This window comes from Vibrio sp. 1CM23M (genome assembly GCF_023161755.1).
In the GTDB taxonomy this organism is placed as follows: Bacteria; Pseudomonadota; Gammaproteobacteria; order Enterobacterales; family Vibrionaceae; genus Vibrio; species Vibrio coralliirubri.
The window spans coordinates 1,048,417-1,064,186 of sequence record NZ_JALNTR010000002.1 but is presented as its reverse complement, the minus strand read 5'-3'; the positions used below and the strand labels follow the sequence as shown (position 1 = coordinate 1,064,186).

Genomic DNA, 15,770 nt, shown 5'->3' with positions numbered 1-15,770 from the left:
GATTCGAACCATCGAAGGCAGTGCCGGCAGATTTACAGTCTGCTCCCTTTGGCCACTCGGGAACCCCTCCAGGGTGTGTCTTACTCTTCACAAAGTAAGCCTAAATTGATGTTTTCCCATAAGCCCATCAATCAGGTTGTTCTCTTAACTCTTAAAAGAGGTAAGAAGAATATGGTGGAGGGAGACGGATTCGAACCATCGAAGGCAGTGCCGGCAGATTTACAGTCTGCTCCCTTTGGCCACTCGGGAACCCCTCCAGGGTGTTTTTTCCTAACTCATAATGGATAGGCTAAAGAGATGTTTTTCCCAACGCATCTCTCAAGTGCGGAGCGCATCATAGCAAACACGCTAAACCTGTAAAGGGTTTTTCTTATGGTTTTGTGTTAAATGCTGCCTTTTTGGGCAAAGATGGCGAAAAGTACGCATGTTGCTCGTGAAGTGAACATCTGTACTAAGGTTTACGTACTGATAGATAACACCTTGAGGTGACTGGCTTTCTGTATTGTGTTCAATGTGTCTAAAACATGATGAAACGTAAATGGAATTTAATCTAGATTTACACTTCTTGACGTTACAGCATTCATCAGTTGATAGAATACGGTTAATTTCATTTATAGATAATAATACCAATCGTAGTAAATAACGTGTCATCTTAGCTTTCTAAAATGTTCGAGAACAGCGTCAGATATTTTGATTGTAGAATAACTACTTATCGAAACTATCTGTTGAAAAGAGCGGCCTTGTTCTCAAGCTTTTCCCTAAGCTATTTCTGACCACTTACTCACTGTGATTGGTACAAACTTACTTGCAGACCATTATTATGAAGCATAAATCTGTTTTAACCCTGCTTAGCTTGTCTATTCTTATGGCGTCTCCAGCCGTACTTGCTAAACGTATGGGCCCTAGCACTGTCACTGTTGTTACTGAGCAGGTTGATATTCACCAAGTTAGCCAATCTCTTTCGTTGGTCGGTAAGTTAGAAGCCGAGCAATCCGTAATGATCACTTCTGAAGTGGCTGGCAGAGTAGACTCTATCAACATTAAAGCCAATCAAGATGTCACTAAAGGGCAGATGTTGGTTCAACTCGACGATGACAAAGCGAAAGCTGCGGTTGCAGAAGCGCAAGCTTATCTAAAAGACGAGCAACGTAAGCTAGCGGAATTTCAACGCCTAGTGAAACGTAACGCGATCACGCAAACTGAAATTGACGCTCAGAAAACGAACGTAGAGATCGCTAACGCTCGTTTAGCTGCTGCAAATGCCAACCTGAAAGATCTTCACATCAGCGCGCCATTCTCGGGTACTGTTGGTTTTATCGACTTTAGCCGCGGTAAAATGGTGACAGCAGGTACTGAACTCGTGACCCTAGATGACCTATCGGTAATGCAATTAGATCTGCAGATCCCGGAGCGCTATCTTTCTAAACTGTCTAAAGGTATGAAAGTAACGGCTCGTACTAGCGCATGGGGCGACACTCAGTTCACTGGTACTGTAGTAGGCATCGATTCTCGTATTAACGCTGAAACCTTGAACCTTCGAGTTCGAATCCACTTCGATAACAATAACGATTATCTGAAGCCAGGTATGCTAGTGGCAGCGGATATGGACTTCCCACCAGTGGAAGCGCCAATCATTCCAGTTCAAGCGCTTGAGTATTCTGGTACTAAGCGTTTCGTTTATGTTATCGACGAAGATAACAAAGCAACTCGTACAGAAGTTTTCCTTGGGGCACGTATTGATAACGAAGTCGTGATCGACAAAGGCATCGAAATTGGCCAGAAGATCGTGGTGCAAGGTATCGTGAATATGCGTGACGGTGTCTCGGTTCAAGAGCTTACTGTTAATCGCCCAACTGATGCAGCAAGCGATAAAAAAGCACAAGAAGGCGCTAACTAATGTTGTTATCTGATGTTTCTGTAAAGAGACCAGTAGCGGCCGTCGTATTGAGCCTACTATTGGTTGTGTTTGGTATTGTCTCTTTCAATAAGCTCGCAGTTCGTGAGATGCCAGATATTGAAAGCCCGGTGGTATCGATCAGTACTCGTTATGAGGGTGCGTCTGCCACCATCATTGAAAGCCAAATAACCTCCAATCTTGAAGACCAGTTATCCGGTATTAGTGGTATCGATGAGATCGAATCCACAACGCGTAACGGTATGTCGCGTATCACGATTACTTTTGAGCTTGGTTACGATCTCAATACCGGTGTGAGTGATGTTCGTGACGCCGTAGCTCGTGCGCAGCGTTCATTGCCCGATGAAGCCGACGACCCAATTGTTTATAAGAACAATGGTAGTGGTGAAGCTTCGGTCTACATCAACTTAAGTTCGACGGAGATGGACCGAACGCAGTTAACCGACTACACCGAACGTGTGTTGATTGACCGCTTTAGTTTGATTTCTGGCGTCAGCTCAGTGGATATATCAGGTGGCTTGTACAAAGTAATGTACGTGAAGCTGAAACCAGCTCAGATGGCGGGTCGTGGCGTGACTACCTCGGACATCACTTCTGCACTGAACAGTGAGAATATTGAAAGCCCAGGTGGTGAAGTGCGTAACGATGCGATTGTGATGTCGGTTCGTACTGCTCGTTCTTACACTGAAGCGGAAGATTTCGAATACCTAGTCGTTAAACGTGCCTCTGATAACACACCTATCTACTTAAAAGACGTAGCGGATGTTTACATTGGCGCAGAAAACGAGAACTCGACCTTTAAGAGTGACGGCGTTGTTAACGTAAGTATGGGTATCGTGCCTCAGTCAGATGCGAACCCACTTGAGGTGGCTGACTTAGTCCATAAAGAAGTCGAAGCAATTCAAAAGTTCTTGCCAGATGGTACTCGTTTGGCTGTCGACTATGACTCAACAGTCTTCATCGACCGTTCGATCTCTGAGGTTTACAGCACGCTCTTTATCACGGGTGGCTTGGTTATCCTTGTGCTTTACATCTTTATTGGTCAAGCACGTGCAACACTTATCCCAGCGGTAACCGTACCTGTATCTCTGATCTCGTCGTTTATTGCCGCGTACTACTTCGGTTTCTCTATCAACCTGATTACCCTGATGGCACTTATCCTGTCGATTGGTTTGGTGGTAGATGATGCGATCGTGGTGGTTGAGAACATTTTCCACCATATTGAACGTGGTGAGTCACCGCTGCTTGCTGCCTATAAAGGTACTCGTGAAGTAGGCTTCGCGGTAATCGCAACAACGCTTGTATTGGTAATGGTATTCCTGCCAATCTCGTTCATGGACGGCATGGTTGGTCTGTTGTTTACCGAGTTCTCTGTATTGCTTGCTATGTCGGTGATCTTCTCGTCGCTAGTCGCATTAACGTTAACGCCAGTGTTAAGCAGTAAAATCCTAAAAGCGAACGTTAAACCAAACCGTTTCAACCTGTTTGTCGAGCGCGTATTTGGCAAACTTGAATCCGGATACCGATCGGTATTGCGCCGTGCTCTAAACTGGCGTTGGGCGGCTCCAATCATCATTATCGCGTGTATGGGCGGTAGTTATGGCTTGATGCAACAAGTGCCGTCGCAACTCACACCACAAGAAGACCGTGGTGTTATCTTTGCGTTTGTTCGTGGTGCCGATGCAACCAGTTACAACCGTATGTCTGCCAACATGGACATCGTTGAAGAGCGTCTAATGCCATTGCTTGGTCAAGGCTTCTTGAAGTCATTCAGTATTCAATCACCAGCGTTTGGTGGTAATGCGGGCGACCAAACGGGCTTTGTCATCATGATCCTAGAAGATTGGGATGAGCGTGACGTTACCGCACAAGAAGCGTTGAACGAAGTTCGTAAATCGTTGAATGGTATTCCAGATGTGCGTGTATTCCCGTTCATGCCGGGTTTCAAAGGTGGTTCAAGTGAGCCTGTTCAATTCGTACTTGGCGGTTCTGATTACTCTGAACTTCAGAAGTGGGGCGAACTGTTAAAGCAAGCGGCTGAAGACTCTCCAATGATGGAAGGCGCGGACATCGATTACTCTGAGAAAACACCAGAGCTATTGGTAACCGTAGATAAGCAGCGTGCAGCAGAGCTAGGTGTTAGCGTTTCAGATATTTCAGATACGTTAGAAATCATGCTTGGTGGACGAAGTGAAACGACCTTCGTTGACCGTGGTGAAGAGTACGACGTGTACCTACGTGGTGATGAAAACAGCTTCAACAACGCGAACGATTTAAGCCAAATCTACATGCGAACTCAATCTGGTGAGCTGGTTACACTCGATACGCTGACGCACATTGAAGAAGTGGCATCATCGATTCGTTTGTCGCACTACAACAAGCAGAAATCGGTGACCATCAAGGCGAACCTAATGGAAGGTTACACGCTGGGTGACGCGCTCGATTTCCTTGATGAACAAGCGATTGAACAGCTACCTGGTGATATTTCAGTGAGCTACTCTGGCGAGTCAAAAGACTTCAAAGAGAACCAATCAAGTATCCTAGTGGTATTTGCGCTAGCGATGCTGGTCGCATACTTGGTACTGGCCGCGCAGTTTGAAAGCTTCATTAACCCGCTGGTGGTGATGTTCACCGTACCTATGGGTATCTTTGGTGGCTTCTTAGGCTTGGTGCTGATGAGTCAAGGGCTCAACGTCTACAGCCAGATTGGTATGATCATGTTGATCGGTATGGTAACCAAAAACGGCATCTTGATCGTAGAGTTTGCTAACCAACTTCGTGACCGTGGTATTGAATTTGAAAAGGCGATCATTGATGCTTCGGCTCGACGCTTACGTCCAATCATGATGACGGCATTTACGACACTAGCCGGTGCAATCCCATTGATTACTTCAACGGGCGCAGGTTATGAAAGCCGAGTGGCTGTGGGTACGGTTATCTTCTTCGGTATGGGCTTTGCGACATTGGTTACTCTGTTCGTAATTCCTGCGATGTACCGACTGATTTCTGGCTCAACACGCTCTCCGGGTCACGTGGAAGCGGAGCTTAATAAAGAGCTTAGCCATGACAACGTGGGAAGAACCTCTCACGGGTAGTTGGTAAAACTAAGGGCTAGACTACAGAAAGTTGCTAAAGCCCTTAAGTTTAAAGCTTGATAAGGAAAGCCCAGTAACTGGTGTCCAACTATTGGAGGCAGTTACTGGGCTTTTTGTTTGCTAAATATTGATGATTGAAAGTAGGAATGCGTTCAATCGAAAATAAAACTTCGCTCAGGATACGAACTCTTATTTGGTGTTCAATTTCTTAACTCTTTTTCGCTTGGCGAGCTTCAAACGCGGCCAATTGTTCAGGCGTCGCTTTCGGTTGATGGTTAGCTTTCCATTCATCGTAAGTCATGCCATAAACACGTTCACGTGCATCGTCTAAATCTAAATCGACTCCCATCAATTCAGCTTCTGCTGCATACCATTTGCTAAAGCAATTTCGGCAAAAGCCAGCCAAAATCATTAGGTCGATGTTTTGCACGTCTTTATTGTTGTCTAGATGAGATAATAGGCGACGAAATGAAGCGGCATCTAGCTTGTCTTGTTCTTCTTGAGTTAGTTGCTTGTATTTGAATTCAGCCAAAACTCTTTCCTTTTCAAGTTAATGATTATCCTTAATTAGAGTCTACACGGCTGCGAGATTGACGCCAATACTCATTCACTGGTTTGAGTATGTACCCCTCAGATTTCTAGGTCCTCATAGGATAATAAAATTACACCTAGACCGGTCGGTCTGTGTTGTGTATTATTCATTCAACACTTCAAATTAGACAATCAGATCATTGAAGCAGTAAACCAGAGAGAGGAGATCAAAGCATGACATTAGCATTTGAAACATACTTGGCTATTGGTTTATCGATGGCGTTGTTAAGCCTTTGGAAAACCTATTCAGGGCCTGCTATTGCCGCGTTTCTATCTTACTCCTACCCAGAAATGCTGTTGTTTAATTTAATCCCAGCGATGATTGCTGCGTATGCAGGTTGGAAAATTGCTCCCGTCTATTCAACTTTATTTAAGAAACAAAAACGCGCTGTCTTTAAACCAAAACTCAGAAAATTCATGAATAAATGGAATCAATACGGCCAACTTTCGATGGCTATTTTGGCTCCTGTTTTAGTCGGAATTCCGAGTTATACCTTTGTTTCGAAAAGATTGAATCAAAGTGGCGTGAAAACATTTGGCATGCTGACATTGTCTATTTTAGGTTGGAGTAGCTTGGCTTATAGTTGTTTTGCATTCCTAGATGTTGGTCAGTATGTGGCGATAGAGAACATTATTCCCGAGTCTGTTCTTGAGAATATTCAGCAATAAATAGATCAATTTACACAACTTGCAGTGAGCAAAACGCAGTCTAACTCCTAACACGTGAAGTGTTCATGTTGTTTCGTTGCCATTGGCGATTTGAAAGCTATTATCCCCCTAGATATCCTCATTGAGCTCTCGCTCGGTTTTAAGTACCAAACATTTCAACGGCTCATTTAATGACCAAGTCATCTATATCTATACTGATACTTAAATCGGCTCTCACCGGTTCTTGGAGTATCAGTAACGGTCTCCCCAAAACTTGTCGAGCGTTCGCGTTTTAACCCCTCACTAATCAGCTCTATATTCCAGAGCCCAATGCGTTTCAGCTTCGAATATGTAAACCGATCAGTCTAATTCTGACAAAGTTGACAATATCTTGACTAGACCGGTCGGTTTATTGCGTTTATTATATATACAACGTCGAGACGACATAACTTTAAACGGTGAATTTCATATGAATAGATCAATCATTATTGCTGGTTCGAGTGGCTTAGTTGGACGAGAAACGCTGAGTACTTTATTAGGCAGTCAGAATATCAGTACTGTTTACGCACTGTCTCGACGTGAACTCAATACGCAACATCAGAAATTGAAGCAGATAATTGACAGTAATCTAAGTGTTCCTGCAATCCATTTAGATTCAGATCTTCCGGACGTTGGGATTATCGCTTTAGGTAGCACGATTAAAAAATCGGGTACCAAAGATAAACTTCGCGCAATTGATGTTGACCTAGTCGTGTCGACTGCAGCAAACATGAAAGACCTTGGAGTTAAGCACTTGATCGTCGTGTCATGTCTTGGAGCTGATAGTAAAGCTCGCTCGCATTATCTTCGCTGCAAAGGGGAGATGGAAAATGACGTTGAATTACTTGATTTTGAGAAAACGACTTTCCTACATCCGGGCCCGTTGGCGGGGGATCGACAGGAGAAGAGAACTGACGAAAAGTTACTTCAAGGTGCTCTTAAGGTACTTAAGCCGATGATGATCGGCAGAATGAAAAAATACCGACCAATTCAAGCATCGAATATTGCAAACAGCATTTTGGTTCATTTGACATTTCCGAGCTCTAGAAAGGTGGAGAGATTAGATTCTCTCGACATGATGAAGCTAGCGTCTTAGCCCGATCTCGGCATGAGCGAGTACATGCGATGTTTAAACCTGAATGTAGGAAGAGATACCAATTAGATACAAAGTAACATTTTTGTTGATGACTCTTGTGATGGCCGGGGAAGCGTTCAGTCACGAGCTAAAAGCCGAGTCTTCGCACGCGCAATTTGAATCGTGGGCATACGATGATTATCGAATGGTCGCAGAAAATACTCGCACATTATGGTTTGTCGACTATTACGATATTAGTCACTTGAAAAGCAAAGAAGGTTATAGCGCACTTCTATTGACGTTTACGCCTGAGAAGTTAACACAAGAAAAAGTCACAACAGCCACGATTGAGGCGCTGGAAGAGTCAAACCCAGGCATCAATATGAAAGACTCAAATATCCAAAAACTAGTGGATAGCCTATCCATGCCGCTGATTAAAGACGATGTGATTGCCATTATCTACAGAGGGGAAACGATGCAGATTCAATATAACAATGACGTTGTGTATCAGGCTAAAGCCTCTTCAAAACAGAGTGTTGCTTTAAGGAATATCTGGCTAGGCGAGACCCCTGTTGATGATTTGCTATAACAGCCAACTAAAGTGGGGCAAGTTCCTCATGATAATGGTGTTAACTTTGCCATCGTTCGTTGCTATGAGTGGAGAAAATATGATGACGAGAATTGAGAAAGCTGAGTACAGAGAGTTTGCGAAGGGACTTAAGTATGAGTTGGTATTTCGAAACTTAGGTAAACAGGTATTTTCTGAACTCAAACATAACCCGCCAGGCAGTATGACAGCAAACAGCTTGGACTTGCTCAGTAAAATGGAGCAACACAATACCATTGTGATGAACCCTGTCCGCAAACAATACGGTGTTGATAGCACTATTCATTGTAAAGATAAGTTTTTCGCTAAAACAGTGACGTTATCTTTGAAAGTGATGCCATATTTAGGGGCGAAATATTTAGAGGGCAGCGCAGAGCGATTTGTTAATCAGCTTAAGGATATTCAAGCATCCAGCCCAGTCGGTTATGAAAAAGAAATGACTTATATGGTAGAGCATGAAAAAGCGCTGTATGGGTACTTAGTCCATTTGAATGATGGTGACCTAAAGCGCGCCCACTCAGTTCTTGAAGACTTTGTTTCCGATCATAATATTCAATAGATTTGATTGTTTCGTTTTGTCTTCAATCATTTTCAAACTCTAAAGAGGTTATCTATGAAAAAACTGTCTTTAATTGCTTTGTGTGTTCTGCCCATTCTAGGTTGCGAAACGACCGTTGATCAGAACGCTCATCAATCTCAACTAAATGCCGTTGATGAGAGTGTGCTCATTGTTGATAAAAACGCTGAAGATAACGGGTTAGATAAAGTGTTAACTATCGACCATTCTCGATTAGCTGAACAGGCAAATGAATATTTAGCACCAAGTCGAGTGGACTTTTATACCGACGATAAGTTGAATACCCAGTTGCTCAAAGACAGTTTACAAATAGGGCTCGATTTACCATTTCGTATTTTGAATTATGTTGAAAATGGTGAGCAAAAAGTAATTTATACCGATGCTCAGTTTATTCAAAAGCGACACGGAATAATGGATAACGAAGCCCTTGAGCAGTATGCAGAAAAAACGGCATTGCTAACGAATGGGCTAGATAACATTGCACCAGTTCAGAGCGTAGGCTTAACAAAGAACTACGGCATTGAAACATTAGTATCAGAGTATGATTTTGAAACGACACTGAACAATATTAAACGAGATGTTCTTGCTCAAGGTGACACGGTTTGGTTTATGAACTGGGACTTTAAGGCTAGAGCAGAAGCGATTGGGGAGTCACTACCTAATGCGACCCTGCTCGTTTTTGGTGGGCCAGCGCCAGGTGCAAAAGCAATGACCGATTTCCCAAGTATTGGATTGGATGCTTTTGGACAAAAAGTATTAGTGACTGAAGAAAACGGTCAAGTGACGGTTGCTTACAATAATATTGTCGACATGTCTGAACTCCATTATCAGGACAATGCAATTTCTCATAAGGTCATCAACTTTCGATTGGGTAAAACTCTCGGCGGTGCGGTAGAAAAATAATCTATCGCCTTACGATTTATATCAGTAATTAACATCTAATTAATTCACATTAATAAAAAGCCATGTTTTTAAAATTATGGTGTGGCTTTTTATTACCTAAAAACAACGGCCAATTTAATAGCCTAATTTTAACACTGCCATTTCGGCATTGAAATTTAACCATTGGAATATCATGAAAACACAACTTTTAACATTATCTTCTTTATTTGTTATTTCTTTTTCTAGTGTAGTATCTGCAAACGATAAAACGAATGCAGAAAATGTAGAACAAGAGGTACAAGCTGAAAATAATTATCACAATCAAGATGTCAGAAATGTTCAGAGTAGTATTAAAGCTGGATACGATACACAAGAGTTTGAACGATATGACGTGAATATAATAGGCGTTGAAGCTACCTACGGTATTAATGATAAAGCTAGCATCGGTTTAAGCTACGATACTCTTGATATTGACTTTGGTAATGATAAATTAAATGACTATTATGATAGAGAAGATGTCATTACACTATCTGGCCAATACAATATTTCAAATAACATTGTTATTGATGGTGAGTGGAATATCTCTGGAGACTACGACAATCTTACCGTCGGTGGTAACTACGTCGCTGATGCTGGCTTTGGTGCATGGAACGTGGGTGCCAACTATTCAACTGGTGATGTGAGCGACGGCTTTGACCTAGAAGCGGGCGTTTTGGTGCCATTTGGTAACATGTATTACCGCGGTGATTTTACTTACTTCTTGGATTCTGATGTCGACACTGTGTTTGAAAATGCGCTGGGTTGGACGAACGGCAATGTTGATGTGAATGCATCCGTAACTATGTATGAATTTGACGATACCTCTGTTGGTATTGAATTCGGTTACTATTTCTAAGTCGTAGGTAGATGAAATGAAAATCTTCAGTAAAAAGAGTTCGATCAAGCTTGCGGGTATCCTGTTACTTGCCCCAATTCTTAGCGGTTGTGTCGGTAGCAATTTCACGACAAAAAAGTTAATGGAATTCAACATAAAGGTTGTTGATAACCGCTATGCACGTGGCGGTGTTAACTTCTTATTGGTACCCGCTTATGGCTTTACAACATTGGCAGATTACTTCGTTGTTAACTCAATCGAGTTCTGGACGGGGTCAAACCCTTTCGACGGCACTCCGCATATCTTTGATAGTAAAGTCGAGACAATGATTGATATTAATGATGATCTTGATCCTTCACTGCGTGATGCACCGATTGATCCTCTGACGTACCACAACATTGAAGACAGTTACATAAGAACCATTGACGAAAATACTATTGAGATGGAAGTGACTTATGTTGACGGCACTTCTTCAACGGTAACCGGCGTGAAGGAAGGTGCAAACGTTAAGTACTTTGTTGATGGTGAGTTTGTCTCTGAAACCTCTGTAGAGGCGTTATCAGAAGCGTTTGAAGTGAGCTCATAATCATCCATTGTTAAAGTGAACTTTATTGTTCGCCTATTATTTCTAAATACTTACGATTAATAATCAAGCTTTCAGGATATTAATATGAATCAATTTGGCGTGACTGGTTTTATTGTGAAAAGTAGCCTTACTAAAAAGAATATACAACCTGTCGATGATATGTCTTATCCGGGGTGTAGTTTTTTAGTGCAAACAGATAACTTTCTAGTGTCATGTTGTTCATTAGATAAATATATTGATAATGCGTTTGAAATTCTGTTTAACACAAAAGGCAAAGTTAAACTGGAAGGGTTTTTGTTTGTAGATACTTTTAGTGATAATGCATCTTTGTCTGTAGTGACAAAAATAACACAGTAATAGCGATTAATAAGTGTCTTAATAGGGACTTGTTATAAAGGAAAAGGACGAAGTTAACTTCGTCCTTTTTGTTATTGTAAACTTGTTAGTTATGAACTTAAGCCAACTCACCCGTTTGCGAGAAAGCTTCTAGCTTCGCTGCATAAGGTTGTAGGTCACCAATATTCAGATTTACCCACTCGTCATTGAAGTAAGTGTCTAGGTAACGCTCACCGCTGTCACACAGTAAAGTCACGATAGAACCTTTTTCTCCACGTGCTTTCATTTCACTGGCTAGCTGAAGCACACCGTACATGTTAGTCCCGGTTGATGCGCCAACCTTGCGGCCAAGAATGTCAGATAACCAATGTGTCGTTGCGATACTTGCTGCATCTGGAATTTTACGCATTTCGTCAACCACACCAGGAATGAAGCTTGGCTCTGCTCGTGGGCGACCAATGCCTTCAATCTTGCTGAATGTACTGCCTTTCACGTTCGCATTGCCTGTTTGGAAGTATTCGTGGAATACAGAGTTCTCAGGGTCGACAACACAAAGCTTAGTTTCATGCTGTTGGTAACGAATGAAACGGCCAATCGTCGCTGAAGTACCGCCAGTACCTGGGCTCATTACTACCCAAGCTGGAACTGGGTGATCTTCCATCTGCATTTGATTGAAAATCGAGTTCGCGATGTTGTTGTTACCACGCCAGTCGGTTGCACGCTCAGCGTAAGTAAATTGGTCCATGTAGTGACCATTCAATTCTTCTGCTAAACGGCGAGACTCATCGTAAATTTCATCTGAGCGGTCAACAAGATGCGCTTGGCCGCCGTAGAATTCAATCTGCTCAATCTTCTTCTTCGCTGTGCATTTTGGCATTACCGCAATAAACGGTAGGCCAAGTAGGCGAGCAAAGTACGCTTCAGATACCGCAGTGCTACCCGATGAAGATTCAATGATTGTTGTTTCTGGACCAACCCAACCGTTACAGATAGCGTATAAGAAGAGAGAACGCGCTAAACGGTGCTTTAAAGAGCCTGTAGGGTGTGTGCTTTCATCTTTAAGGTAAACATCAATGCCTTCGATACTTGGTAGATCGAGCTTGATAAGGTGCGTATCCGCTGAGCGTTGGTAGTCCGCTTCAATTTTACGAATCGCGTTGTTAATCCATTGATGGTCAGTGCACATAAGCGTTCTCCTGATCGAGTGTAGGAATTCTTTGTAATTGGTATGGTTCTAATTTATCTATAATCCGAGAGAAAAACTTTGCCATATTTGCTTTGTTTTGCTTAAATTGTAGAAAATTATTCTCTTTAAATGCGATTTGGTGAAAGTGTGATAGATGCCGTAGATAAAAAAATATTAGGGTTACTGCAAGAAGACAGCACCCTGTCATTGAACGATATTTCTGAAGCGGTCAATCTCACTACAACGCCTTGTTGGAAAAGGCTTAAGCGCCTCGAAGAGAACGGCATTATTGAGAAAAGAGTCGCACTGCTGAACCCGGAAAAACTGGATCTTTCCTTTACTGCGTTCGTTTTAGTGAAAACCAGTGATCATTCTCACGAGTGGTATGGTCGTTTTGTGAATACTGTGTCGGAGTTTCCAGAAGTGATGGAGTTTTATCGTATGGCTGGCGAATATGACTATATGATGAAGGTTCAGGTTAAAGACATGAAGTGCTTTGATGATTTCTATAAGCGCTTGGTGAATAGCATTGATGGTATCTCTAATGTGACCTCGACGTTTGCGATGGAACCGTTGAAGTACACTACAGCATTGCCGCTTTAAGCTGCGCCTTTAGATATCTTCTCAGTTTAGATCTCGCCTCTGCGATAAAGAAAAGGATTATTCATGTTTGCAAAAGTATCTACCGCTATCCAGCTAGTATTGGCGGTCGCCATTTTTTACTTGGGTTACACCATTTACTCATTGACCAATAAAGTCGGTGAAATCGTTGATACTTATCCGCAAGTTATCGAAGACATATCGGGCCTCACCAAAGGCCTTAAAGTAGAAGAGCTATTAGCGCTTGCTGAACATGTCAGCGATCTTGCTCCTCAGGTGTTAAACACTGTCGAAGAAGTTAGAAAGACGATCGATGATGTGAATCAAACCGTGGCCTCGGTTGACAACAAAATCCCTGCGATATTAGATGAAGTCAAAAGTGTTCGAACGGAAGTCGAGCAGGTAAGAACCGATGTTATTCCACCAACATTAACGGAATTAAAGAGATACCGCGTAGACGTAATGCCACCAATGCTCGCTGAAAGTAAATCGTACCGTGAGCAAACTATCCCCGCTGTTGTTACTGAATCTGAAATGCTAAGAGCGGAAGTGCCGAATATTTTGGTGCAAGCTAATTTGTTGGCAGATAAGAGTCAAGCTTTGGCTCAGGACGCTGCAGAAGGCGCTGTGAAAGGTGTGGTGCTATCACCATTTAACCTTCTACGAGATGCCGGAGATGGCATCAAAACGCGAGTTCAAGGCGAGTTTGAGCCTACGTTAGAAGTTGAGTAGGTTTTATTGATTTTTGCGTGACGGGTTTTCTTAAGCGTTATTAAAGAAAGAGGCTAGGTATAAACCTAGCCTCTTTTTGTTTGTGCGTATTTGGGGCTTGTAAGAAGCGTTTATCCGCTATTTATTTGAGCGCTACTTAGTAAAACGCATCACACCTTCTTGTACTGCCGTCGCTACCAGTTCACCTTTCTGGTTGAAGATCTCGCCGCGCACTAGGCCGCGAGTGTTCGCAGCCGTTGGGCTTTCAATCGCATAAAGCAGCCATTCGTCCATTTTGAATGGGCGGTGGAACCAGATTGAGTGGTCAATCGTCGCCACTTGAAAATTTGGCGTCATGATAGAGACTTCATGAGGGTGAAGCGCCGTCACCAAGAATCCCCAATCCGATGCGTAAGCAAGCAGGTATTGGTGGATCAATTGGTTGTCTGGCATCGCGCCATTCGCTCTTACCCAAAGGTATTGTTTCGCTTCCGTCTTCTTAGGTTTCAGTGGATTTACCACCGTCACCGGGCGCATCTCAATCGGCTTTTCGCCACAGAAGGTTTTGCGCAGTTTCTCTGGTAAGAATTCCGCAATGTGGCTCGCTAATTCAGTTTCTGAGGCAAAGTTCTCTGGTCCAGGAATATCAGGCATTGAAATCTGGTGTTCGAAACCTGGCGCATCGCCATGATAAGAAGCGGTGAGATAGAAAATAGGGCGGCCATTTTGAATCGCTTTTACACGGCGCGTGCTAAAGCTGCGTCCATCTCGTAGGTTCTCAACATCGTAAATGATTGGCTTTTCAGGATCGCCGGGAAACAGAAAATAACTGTGGAACGAGTGAACACTGCGGTCGTCTTGAACGGTATAACGAGCAGCAGAAAGCGCTTGTCCCAATACCTGACCGCCGTATACCTGTGGTAGGCCTAGGTTCTCACTTTGCCCACGGAATAAACCTTCTTCCAGTTTTTCTAGCTGAAGTAAACTTAGTAATTCTTGTAAAGGTTGACTCATCGCCAGCATTCCTCTTCGTAAAATGGGTGTCAGATTATGGTGTTAATCATTTAGCTTAGTCAGATATCTGTCAATAAATCATAGGGTTTCAAGACAGAATATGAAAGCTCTCTTATAATTGGTCAGTAGATTTGCCGAGTCCGGCAAACATGTTGAGAGAAATTGAATATGAAAAAGGCTCTAATTCTTATTACGTCTTTAGTATCGTTTGGCCTACTTGTTGGTTGCCAAGCAACATCAGAAACGAACGCTTCTCAAGAAGTGGTTGCAGAGAACACTCAAGTGATTTCAGGAACAGTAAGCTACCGTGAAAGAATTGCATTGCCAGAGAATGCAGTAGTTACCGTTACGCTAGAAGATATCTCACTGGCTGATGCACCATCGACGGTTATCGCAACTCAAGAGTTCACCACAGACGGTAAGCAAGTACCGTTCGCATTCGAGCTAAGCTACGACAACGACAAAATTAAAGCTAACCACCGTTACAACATGCGCGCATCGATTCATGTTGACGGCAAACTGCGTTTCACTACTGACACGATTAAGTCAGTAATTACTGATGTAGAAAATACACAGCAAGCAGACCTACGTTTGGTTGGTGTTCGTTAATCAGAAATCGATGCCACTGTTAAGGCATCTTGATTGGCTTAACTTAGCCAGTTGAATAGACGATTAGTGGCAGCTCTAGGGCTGCCATTTGTATATTCTGAGTTTGACTTTTCCTGCATCACTCACCTCAATCCCTTCTTTAACCAAATGCTGCTTTTGTCGGTCGAACGAATCACCCTTTAAAGATATTTCACCCTTGCTGTTTATCACTCGATACCAAGGCAGTTTGCTACCTTCTGGCAGGTTACCCAGCGCTTTACCAACATGGCGCGCATAGCCCGGAAATCCTGAAAAACGTGCTATGTCTCCATAAGTTGTTACTTTTCCATATGGAATTTGGTGAATCACAGCAAAGATTTGGTTCAAAAATTGGTCCATACTAAATGTTCCTAGTTCATAAATACCACGGATCGGTAGAAGGAGAG

17 protein-coding genes and 1 tRNA gene are annotated in these 15,770 nt (G+C 42.9%); 13 read left to right on the top strand and 5 right to left on the bottom strand.

Annotated features, from left to right (window positions below; translation table 11 throughout):
- Window positions 1–172: 172 nt before the first annotated feature.
- Window positions 173–257 (bottom strand) — tRNA-Tyr (locus MSG35_RS10130).
- Between the two features lie 563 nt (window positions 258–820).
- Between MSG35_RS10130 and MSG35_RS10125 the strand changes: the two genes are divergently transcribed.
- Together MSG35_RS10125 and vexH are read left to right on the top strand one after the other, a co-directional pair.
- Window positions 821–1,897 (top strand): efflux RND transporter periplasmic adaptor subunit, encoded by a 1,077-nt coding sequence (locus MSG35_RS10125; protein ID WP_140402844.1) that lies wholly within the window; start codon window positions 821–823, stop codon window positions 1,895–1,897.
- The gene (gene vexH, locus MSG35_RS10120) at window positions 1,897–5,010 is read left to right on the top strand and encodes a multidrug efflux RND transporter permease subunit (protein ID WP_248383832.1); all 3,114 of its coding nucleotides are present in this window, start codon (window positions 1,897–1,899) and stop codon (window positions 5,008–5,010) included. Before MSG35_RS10125 ends, vexH begins: the two co-directional genes overlap by 1 nt.
- 208 nt (window positions 5,011–5,218) lie before the next feature.
- Here vexH and MSG35_RS10115 read toward each other — a convergent pair whose 3' ends face one another.
- Window positions 5,219–5,542, bottom strand: a complete 324-nt coding sequence (locus MSG35_RS10115) for a DUF1244 domain-containing protein (RefSeq protein WP_017094028.1) — start codon at window positions 5,540–5,542, stop codon at window positions 5,219–5,221.
- 233 nt (window positions 5,543–5,775) lie between these two features.
- Here MSG35_RS10115 and MSG35_RS10110 point away from each other — a divergent pair, with 233 nt between their 5' ends.
- From MSG35_RS10110 to MSG35_RS10075, 8 genes are all read left to right on the top strand, one after another.
- The gene (locus MSG35_RS10110; RefSeq protein ID WP_248383831.1) at window positions 5,776–6,270 is read left to right on the top strand and encodes a hypothetical protein; all 495 of its coding nucleotides are present in this window, start codon (window positions 5,776–5,778) and stop codon (window positions 6,268–6,270) included.
- A gap of 448 nt (window positions 6,271–6,718) precedes the next feature.
- A complete protein-coding gene (locus MSG35_RS10105; RefSeq protein ID WP_050634818.1) occupies window positions 6,719–7,384 on the top strand; it encodes an NAD(P)H-binding protein in 666 nt (221 codons plus the stop codon).
- A gap of 88 nt (window positions 7,385–7,472) precedes the next feature.
- Window positions 7,473–7,952: a chalcone isomerase family protein gene (locus MSG35_RS10100; RefSeq protein WP_248383914.1), complete on the top strand. Its 480-nt coding sequence runs from the start codon at window positions 7,473–7,475 to the stop codon at window positions 7,950–7,952.
- A gap of 79 nt (window positions 7,953–8,031) precedes the next feature.
- A complete protein-coding gene (locus MSG35_RS10095; protein ID WP_248383830.1) occupies window positions 8,032–8,529 on the top strand; it encodes a hypothetical protein in 498 nt (165 codons plus the stop codon).
- A gap of 54 nt (window positions 8,530–8,583) precedes the next feature.
- Complete coding sequence (locus tag MSG35_RS10090) at window positions 8,584–9,450, top strand: DUF302 domain-containing protein (RefSeq protein ID WP_248383829.1); 867 nt, start codon at window positions 8,584–8,586, stop codon at window positions 9,448–9,450.
- A gap of 172 nt (window positions 9,451–9,622) precedes the next feature.
- The gene (locus tag MSG35_RS10085; protein WP_248383828.1) at window positions 9,623–10,324 is read left to right on the top strand and encodes a hypothetical protein; all 702 of its coding nucleotides are present in this window, start codon (window positions 9,623–9,625) and stop codon (window positions 10,322–10,324) included.
- 16 nt (window positions 10,325–10,340) lie between these two features.
- Window positions 10,341–10,889 (top strand): DUF3332 family protein, encoded by a 549-nt coding sequence (locus MSG35_RS10080; RefSeq protein WP_248383827.1) that lies wholly within the window; start codon window positions 10,341–10,343, stop codon window positions 10,887–10,889.
- 84 nt (window positions 10,890–10,973) lie between these two features.
- Window positions 10,974–11,246: a hypothetical protein gene (locus MSG35_RS10075; RefSeq protein ID WP_248383826.1), complete on the top strand. Its 273-nt coding sequence runs from the start codon at window positions 10,974–10,976 to the stop codon at window positions 11,244–11,246.
- A 97-nt stretch (window positions 11,247–11,343) separates the two neighbouring features.
- Here the strand turns inward: MSG35_RS10075 and MSG35_RS10070 are convergent, their stop codons facing one another.
- Window positions 11,344–12,411 carry a PLP-dependent cysteine synthase family protein gene (locus tag MSG35_RS10070; RefSeq protein ID WP_017064069.1) on the bottom strand — a complete coding sequence of 356 codons (1,068 nt, stop codon included), beginning with the start codon at window positions 12,409–12,411 and terminating at the stop codon, window positions 11,344–11,346.
- 129 nt (window positions 12,412–12,540) lie between these two features.
- On the opposite strand from MSG35_RS10070, the gene MSG35_RS10065 reads away from it, so the two are divergent.
- On the top strand, window positions 12,541–13,014 hold the full coding sequence (locus MSG35_RS10065) for an Lrp/AsnC family transcriptional regulator (RefSeq protein ID WP_017062025.1): 474 nt from the start codon (window positions 12,541–12,543) through the stop codon (window positions 13,012–13,014).
- 63 nt (window positions 13,015–13,077) lie between these two features.
- The gene (locus MSG35_RS10060; RefSeq protein ID WP_248383825.1) at window positions 13,078–13,743 is read left to right on the top strand and encodes a hypothetical protein; all 666 of its coding nucleotides are present in this window, start codon (window positions 13,078–13,080) and stop codon (window positions 13,741–13,743) included.
- Between the two features lie 132 nt (window positions 13,744–13,875).
- Here MSG35_RS10060 and tesB read toward each other — a convergent pair whose 3' ends face one another.
- Window positions 13,876–14,736 carry an acyl-CoA thioesterase II gene (gene tesB / locus MSG35_RS10055; RefSeq protein ID WP_029224039.1) on the bottom strand — a complete coding sequence of 287 codons (861 nt, stop codon included), beginning with the start codon at window positions 14,734–14,736 and terminating at the stop codon, window positions 13,876–13,878.
- A gap of 168 nt (window positions 14,737–14,904) precedes the next feature.
- On the opposite strand from tesB, the gene MSG35_RS10050 reads away from it, so the two are divergent.
- Window positions 14,905–15,345 carry a YbaY family lipoprotein gene (locus MSG35_RS10050; RefSeq protein WP_048609270.1) on the top strand — a complete coding sequence of 147 codons (441 nt, stop codon included), beginning with the start codon at window positions 14,905–14,907 and terminating at the stop codon, window positions 15,343–15,345.
- 75 nt (window positions 15,346–15,420) lie between these two features.
- On the opposite strand, the gene MSG35_RS10045 is transcribed toward MSG35_RS10050, so the two are convergent.
- A complete protein-coding gene (locus tag MSG35_RS10045; RefSeq protein ID WP_248383824.1) occupies window positions 15,421–15,723 on the bottom strand; it encodes an MGMT family protein in 303 nt (100 codons plus the stop codon).
- Window positions 15,724–15,770 lie beyond the last annotated feature (47 nt).